Annotated in this window: 6 protein-coding genes; all 6 read left to right on the forward strand. The window is 68.8% G+C overall.

The features are described 5' to 3' along the window. A partial coding sequence (locus ABT116_RS36720) for an ABC transporter permease (protein WP_351643203.1) occupies positions 1–1498 on the forward strand: 1498 nt, incomplete at its 5' end. 13 nt (positions 1499–1511) lie between these two features. Continuing rightward, positions 1512–2474: an ABC transporter substrate-binding protein gene (locus ABT116_RS36725; protein WP_351643205.1), complete on the forward strand. Its 963-nt coding sequence runs from the start codon at positions 1512–1514 to the stop codon at positions 2472–2474. Between the two features lie 227 nt (positions 2475–2701). Next, positions 2702–5140: a GcvT family protein gene (locus tag ABT116_RS36730; RefSeq protein ID WP_351643208.1), complete on the forward strand. Its 2439-nt coding sequence runs from the start codon at positions 2702–2704 to the stop codon at positions 5138–5140. A 95-nt stretch (positions 5141–5235) separates the two neighbouring features. Continuing rightward, positions 5236–6096, forward strand: a complete 861-nt coding sequence (locus ABT116_RS36735; RefSeq protein WP_351643211.1) for a bifunctional methylenetetrahydrofolate dehydrogenase/methenyltetrahydrofolate cyclohydrolase — start codon at positions 5236–5238, stop codon at positions 6094–6096. Continuing rightward, positions 6093–7298, forward strand: coding sequence for a serine hydroxymethyltransferase (gene glyA, locus ABT116_RS36740; RefSeq protein WP_351643213.1), 1206 nt, complete (start codon positions 6093–6095; stop codon positions 7296–7298). Before ABT116_RS36735 ends, glyA begins: the two co-directional genes overlap by 4 nt. A 136-nt stretch (positions 7299–7434) precedes the next feature. Beyond that, positions 7435–7837 (forward strand): EamA family transporter (locus tag ABT116_RS36745; protein ID WP_351643216.1); only part of this gene is annotated, 403 nt, incomplete at its 3' end.

Consider the following 7837-nt stretch of genomic DNA (forward strand, 5'->3'; position numbering starts at 1 on the left):
GGTCTTCGTGGCGCTGCTGTTCGCCCTTCCCCTGGGAGTGTGGGCCGGTCTGTCCGACCGGTTCAACCGGGTCGTGACGCCGTTCCTGGACTTCATGCAGACGATGCCCACCTTCGTCTATCTGGCGCCCCTGACCCTGTTCTTCCTGATCGGCCCGGCCTCCGCCACCATCGCGACGGCCATCTACGCGGCACCACCCGCGATCCGCATCACCGCCCACGCCATCCGCTCGGTTCCCGAGACCACCGTCGAGGCGGCGGACTCGATGGGCGCGACGCGGCGCCAGGCGCTGCTGAAGGTCCTGCTGCCGATGTCCAAACGGACCGTGGTGATGGGCGTCAACCAGACCATCATGGCCGCCCTGGCCATGGTGACCATCGCGGCCCTGATCAACGCGCCCGGCCTCGGAGCGACCGTCGTCCAGGCCCTGCAGTCGCTGGACGTCGGCACGGCGTTCAACGCCGGACTGGCCATCGTCGTCATGGCCATCGTGCTCGACCGGGTCACCACCGCCGCGAGCGGACGGGCCGACACGGCACGGGGCTCGGACAGTCCCTTCCTCAAGTGGCGGCGGCACCTGCTGGTGGCCGGGGGCGTGATGGCCGCGGTCCTGGTGTACCTGTCGCACACGTACCTGTGGGCCGCCGAGTTCCCCGGCGAGGGCAGCACCGGCAGCACCATCGCCAAGGCGGCGACCGACGTGACCACCTGGGCACAGGACAACCTGTCGGGCTTGACGAACGCCTTCCGCGACGTCCTCACCAACGGCCTGTTGAACCCCTTCCAGACCCTGCTGACCGACTCCCCGTGGTGGCTCGTCGGCGCCGCCCTCGTCGCGCTCGGCACGGTGCTCGGCGGGTGGCGTGCCGGGGCCACCTCCGCCGTGTGCGTGGGTCTGCTCATCGGCACCGGCGTGTGGTCGGACGCCATGACGACCCTGGCGTCCACCGCGGTGGCCACCGTGCTCGTGATGCTGCTCGGCGTCGTCCTCGGGGTCTGGATGGGACGCAGCGCGCTCGTCGACCGGCTGCTCAGGCCGTCTCTGGACGCGGCCCAGGTCATGCCGCCGTTCGTCTATCTCGTGCCGTTCCTCGCACTGTTCGGCGCGACACGGTTCACGGCGATCGTCGCCGCGATCGTCTACGCGGCTCCCGTCGCCATCAAAATCATCGCCGACGGGGTGCGGGCCGTGCCCGGGACCACCGTCGAAGCGGCGATGTCCACCGGATGCAACACCTGGCAGATCATCACCAAGGTACAGCTGCCGATGTCACGCGGCGCCCTGACCCTCGCCACCAACCAGGGCCTGATCTACGTGCTGTCGATGGTCGTCGTGGGCGGCCTGGTGGGAGCGGGCGCCCTCGGCTACGACGTCGTGGCCGGGTTCTCGCAGGGCCAGCTGTACGGCAAGGGACTGGCGGCCGGACTCGCCATCGTCCTGCTCGGAGTCATGTTCGACCGGATCACTCAGGCAGCGGCTCGCCGCGCCGGAGCATAAGGAGCACCTCACCATGGCACGACACTTCAGAGCCGGCGCGGCCGGCCTGGCCGTCCTCGGCCTCACCCTCACGGCCTGCGGAGGCGCGAAGGTCGGCGATGACAGCGCGGCCGGCTCGGGCAGCTCGGGCAAGTGCGGCACCTTCAACCTCGCGATCAACCCGTGGGTGGGCTACGAGGCGAACGCGGCGGTCCTCGCGTACGTCGCCGAGCACGACCTCGGATGCAAGGTCGAGCAGAAGGACCTCAAGGAGGAGATCGCCTGGCAGGGCTTCGGCACGGGCGAGGTCGACGCCGTCGTGGAGAACTGGGGCCACGACGACCTGAAGAAGAAGTACATCACCGACCAGAAGACGGCCGTCGACGCCGGCCCGACCGGCAACAAGGGCCTCATCGGCTGGTACGTGCCGCCGTGGCTGGCGAAGGCGCACCCGGACATCACCGACTGGAAGAACCTCAACAAGTACGCGTCGAAGTTCAAGACCTCGGAGTCGGGCGGCAAGGGCCAGCTCCTCGACGGCGACCCGTCGTTCGTCACCAACGACGAGGCGCTGGTGAAGAACCTCAAGCTGGACTTCAAGGTGGTGTACGCGGGCAGCGAGACCGCGCTCATCCAGGCCTACCGCAACGCCGAGAAGAACAAGGAATGGGTGATCGGCTACTTCTACGAGCCGCAGTGGTTCATGTCCGAGGTGCCGCTGAAGAAGGTCAGCCTGCCCGAGTACAAGGAGGGCTGCGACGCCGACGCGGAGAAGGTGGCCTGCGACTACCCCGTGTACGAACTCGACAAGATCGTCAGCGCGAAGTTCGCCAAGTCGGGCAGCCCGGCCTATGACCTGGTGAAGAACTTCACCTGGACGAACGACGACCAGAACACCGTGGCCAAGTACATCGCGGTGGACAAGATGGCGCCCGAGGCCGCGGCGAAGAAGTGGGTCGAGGCCAACCGCGACAAGGTCGACGCCTGGATCAAGTAGCGCGCGAGAACACCCGTGTGAGTCCGGCCCGGGAGGCCCGGCAGGCTGTGCCGTCAGCCTGCCGGGCCTCGTCGTTTTGCGCTGCTTTCTCCCCGCCGCCCCCGGGTGTTTTTCCGGCGTCGCGGACCTCTTGACACGCCGATGCACGGCGGGCACATTGAGTTGCGCAACCTGAACCCTGTTGCGCAGACAGCAACTGGATCGCTTTCAACGTCGGAGGTGCGGCGATGGCGGGACCCCGGGTGGTCATCATCGGAGCGGGCGTCGTGGGGGCAGCGCTCGCCGACGAGATCTCCGCGCGCGGCTGGACCGAAGTGACCGTGGTCGACCAGGGCCCACTGCCCGCCACCGGGGGCTCGTCGTCGCACGCCCCGGGCCTGGTCTTCCAGACCAACCCCTCCAAGACCATGACCGAGATGGCCCGTTACACCGTCGAGAAGCTCTGCTCCCTCGACGTCGACGGTCAGCCCTGCTTCCTCCAGGTCGGCGGCCTGGAGGTGGCCACCAGCCCCGAGCGCGTCACCGAACTGCGGCGGCGCCACGGCTGGCTCGCCTCCTGGGGCATCGAGTCCCGGCTGCTGACCACCGAGGAGTGCGTCGCACAGCACCCGCTCGTCGACCCGGCCAAGGTCCTCGCCGGCCTCCACGTGCCGACGGACGGCCTCGCCAAGGCGGTCCTCGCCGTCGAGGCGCAGATCCGCCGGGCCACCGAGCGCGGCGTCCGCTTCCTCGCCCGCCACGAAGTCCTCGACGTCCGGCAGGCCGAGGGCGAGGTGACCGGCGTCCTGACCGACCAGGGCGAGATCCCCGCCGACATCGTCGTCTGCTGCGCCGGCATCTGGGGCCCGAAGATCGCCCGCATGGCGGGCATGAACCTCCCGCTCACCCCGCTCGCCCACCAGCTCGCCTGGACGGGCCCCGTCCCGGCCCTGGCCGGACAGACGCAGGAGGCGGTCCGCCCGATCCTGCGTCACCAGGACGCCGACCTCTACTACCGCGACCGCTTCGACGGCCTGGGCATCGGCTACTACGGCCACCGCCCGATGCCGGTCTCCGCCGACGACATCCTCTCCGTGGACGAGGCCGACGAGATGCCCTCCGTCCTGAAGTTCACCGAGGAGGACTTCGAGGAGGCCTGGACCGAGACTCAGTCGCTGCTCCCGGCGACGAAGGACGCCAAGATCGAGGAAGGCATCAACGGCCTGTTCTCCTTCACCACCGACGGCCTGCCCCTGCTCGGCGAATCCCCTGACGTCAAGGGCTTCTGGGTCGCCGAGGCCGTCTGGGTCACGCACTCCGCCGGCGTCGGGCGGGCCATGGCCGAGTGGCTGGTCGACGGCTACTGCTCCTCCTTCGACCTGCACGAGTGCGACGTCAACCGCTTCGAGGCGCACCAGCTCGCGCCGGAGTACGTGCTGGCCCGCGACTGCCAGAACTTCGTCGAGGTCTACGACATCCTCCACCCGCTCCAGCCGTCGGGAGACCCGCGCCCGATCCGCACCAGCCCGTTCCACACCCGCCAGCAGGAGCTGGGCGCCTTCTTCCTGGAGGCGAACGGCTGGGAACGGCCCCAGTGGTACGAGGCCAACGCGAACCTGGTCGAGGGCCGTTCCATCGTCACCCCCAACGACTGGGCCGCGCGGTACTGGTCGCCCATCGTCGCGGCCGAGGCCCAGACCACCCGAGAGACCGTCGCCCTGTACGACATGACGGCCCTCAAGCGACTGGAGGTCAGCGGGCGCGGCGCCGGCGAGTTCCTGGAGCGGCTGTGCACCGGCAAGGTCGCCAAGTCCGTCGGCTCGGTGACGTACACGCTGCTCCTCGACCACGACGGCGGCATCCGCAGTGACGTCACCGTCGCCCGGCTGGCTCCCGACCTCTTCCAGGTCGGCGCCAACGGCAACCTGGACCTCGACTGGTTCACCCGGCACCTCCCCGGCGACGGCACGGTCCAGGTCCGTGACATCACCCCCGGCACCTGCTGCATCGGGCTGTGGGGGCCGCGGGCCCGCGACGTCCTTCAGCCGCTCACCGACGCCGACTTCTCGGCGACCGGCCTGAAGTACTTCCGCGCCCAGCGCGCCCACATCGGCTCCGTGCCGGTCACCGCGATGCGCCTGTCGTACGTCGGCGAGCTCGGCTGGGAGCTGTACACCACCGCGGACCTGGGCCTGAAGCTGTGGGACACGCTGTGGCGGGCGGCGGAGCCGCTGGGCGGGATCGTGGCCGGGCGGGGCGCGTTCAACAGCCTCCGGCTGGAGAAGGGCTACCGGTCCTTCGGCACGGACATGACGTACGAACACGACCCGTACGAGGCCGGTGTCGGTTTCGCCGTGAAGCTCGACAAGGACGACTTCGTCGGGAAGGCGGCGTTGGAGCGGCGCAAGGCGGATGTCCGGCGGAAGCTGACGTGTTTGACGATCGACGACCCCGAGGCCGTCGTCATGGGCAAGGAGCCGGTGTACGACGGGGATTGTGCGGTGGGGTACGTCACCAGTGCCGCGTATGGATACACGATCGGCAAGGGCATTGCCTATGCGTGGTTGCCTGTGGAGCTCGCGGAGCCGGGGACCGTCGTGCACATCGGGTACTTCGACCAGTCCGTCGAGGCGGTAGTGGCTGGGGAGCCTTTGTTCGATCCGGCGATGTCCCGGCTTCGTGGGTGAGACATCGCCTGCGGGCGCGTCGTGGCTTGTCGCGCAGTTCCCCGCGCCCCTCAAGGGGGCGTTCAGCTACACCCTCGTTGGAAGGAACCCTTGAGGTGACTGCACAACTCCTCGACGGCAAGGCGACCGCAGCCGCCATCCGTCGTGAACTCGCCGAGCGCGTAGCCAAGTTGACTGCCCTAACCGGCCGGGCTCCTGGCCTCGGCACCGTCCTGGTCGGTGACGACCCCGGCAGCCACGCCTACGTCGGAGGTAAGCACCGGGACTGCGCTCAGGTGGGCATCGCCTCGATCCGGCGGGAGCTGCCTGCCGACGCCTCTCAGCAGCAGGTCGAGGAGACGATCGACGAGCTCAACGCCGACCCCGCCTGCACCGGCTACATCGTCCAGCTCCCGCTGCCCCGCCACCTGGACGCGGGCGCCGTGCTGGAGCGCATGGACCCGGCCAAGGACGCCGACGGACTGCACCCCGTCAACCTCGGCCGGCTCGTCCTCGGTGTCGAGGCGCCGCTGCCGTGCACCCCGCGCGGCATCGTCGAACTGCTCCGCCGCCACGACGTACCGCTCGCCGGAGCGCGGGTGTGCGTGATCGGGCGGGGCATCACCGTCGGACGGCCGATCGGGCTGCTGCTCACCCGCCGCTCCGAGAACGCCACCGTCACCCTCTGCCACACCGGAACGAAGGGCCTGGCCTGGCACGTACGCGAGGCGGACATCGTCGTCGCGGCCGCCGGCTCGCCCGGACTGATCACCAAGGACATGCTGCGCCCCGGCGCGGCCGTCCTGGACGTCGGCATCACCCGCACCGACCAGGGCCTGGTCGGAGACATCCACCCGGACGCCGCCCAGGTCGCCGGATGGCTGGCGCCGATGCCCGGGGGCGTGGGCCCCATGACCCGCGCCATGTTGCTCGCCAATGTCGTCGAGGCCGCCGAGAGGAACGCGAACGCCGTATGAACGCGCTGAACACCCCCCTGGCGGAGCTGGACCCCGAGGTCCACGCCGCGCTCCGCGCCGAACTGCACCGCCAGCAGTCCACCCTGGAGATGATCGCCTCCGAGAACTTCGCACCCTCCGCCGTGATGGAGGCCCAGGGTTCGGTCGCGACCAACAAGTACGCCGAGGGCTACCCCGGCCGCCGCTACTACGGCGGCTGCGAACACGTCGACGTCACCGAGCGGCTGGCCATCGAGCGCGTCAAGTCCCTCTTCGGCGCCGGCTTCGCCAACGTCCAGCCGCACTCGGGCGCCCAGGCGAACACCGCCGTCTTCTTCGCCCTGCTCCAGCCCGGCGACACCGTCCTCGGCCTCGACCTCGCGCACGGCGGGCACCTCACGCACGGCATGCGCATCAACTACAGCGGCAAGATGCTCAACGTCGTGCCGTACCACGTCTCCGAGGCGGACAACCTCGTCGACATGGACGAGGTCGAGCGGCTCGCCAAGGAACACCGCCCCAAGATGATCATCGCGGGCTGGTCGGCGTACCCCAGGCAGCTGGACTTCACGGCCTTCCGCAGGATCGCCGACGAGGTGGGCGCCCTGCTGATGGTCGACATGGCGCACTTCGCCGGGCTGGTGGCGGCAGGACTGCACCCGAGCCCCGTACCGCACGCCCACGTCACGACCACGACCACGCACAAGACCCTCGGCGGCCCGCGCGGCGGCGTCATCCTCACCAACGAGGCCGACCTCGCCAAGAAGATCAACTCGGCGGTGTTCCCCGGCATGCAGGGCGGCCCCCTGGAGCACGTCATCGCCGCCAAGGCGGTGTCGTTCAAGGTCGCCGCGACACCGGAGTTCGCCGAACGCCAGGCCCGCACGCTCGCCGGGTCCCGCATCCTCGCCGAACGCCTCACCCAGCCGGACGCGGCAGCCGCCGGAGTGAAGGTGCTGACCGGCGGCACGGACGTCCACCTCGTCCTGGTCGACCTGCGCGACTCCGAGCTGGACGGCCGCCAGGCCGAGGACCTGCTCCACGCATCGGCATCAGTGGGACCACCACTTTCGCGAGCATCTTTCGAGTGTGACAGAAAAAAGGGAAAGTGGCAGAAAATCGTCCAAGTCTGGCTTTTCTGCCACTATTCCTGTGTCGGACATTCCGTCAGGCTGGACACATGGCAATCATCGTCGTCAGCCTCCTGGTCCTACTGGTCCTGAACGTACTAGCTCTTGCCGGACGCACACCCGACACTCGTCACGATGTCAGTCCGCATGGAGACTTCACCCTTTGAGGGCAAGTCTGGCCATTCAATACACCGCAGCTGCGCTGGTGTGGGGAGCCAGTTTCCTCTTCATGAAGATCGGGCTCGAAGGTCTGTCCTTCACGCAGGTGGTTCTGTGGCGCTTGGTCTTCGGTGCGCTCACGCTGATTCTCGTGTCAGCGGTCAGCCGGATCGGCCTACCGCGGGAATTTCGCGTCTGGAAGCACATGGCGCTTCTCGCAGCGACGCAATGCATCGTGCCATGGCTGCTGTTCAGTGGGGCGGAGCAGAACATGTCCTCGGGGCTCGCGAGCATCTACAACGCCACCACGCCGCTGATGACAATGGCTGTCTCCCTTGCCTTCCTGCCGGGGGAAACGCTGACGCGATACAAGTCGCTGGGGTTGCTTCTCGGATTCGGAGGAGTGCTGATCGTGTTGGACGAACCCGGCCGCCGCGACGACAGCCGCGGGCAGCGCGGGCCAGGACTGGTGC

This window comes from Streptomyces sp. NPDC002130 (assembly GCF_040296465.1).
GTDB lineage: Bacteria > Actinomycetota > Actinomycetes > Streptomycetales > Streptomycetaceae > Streptomyces.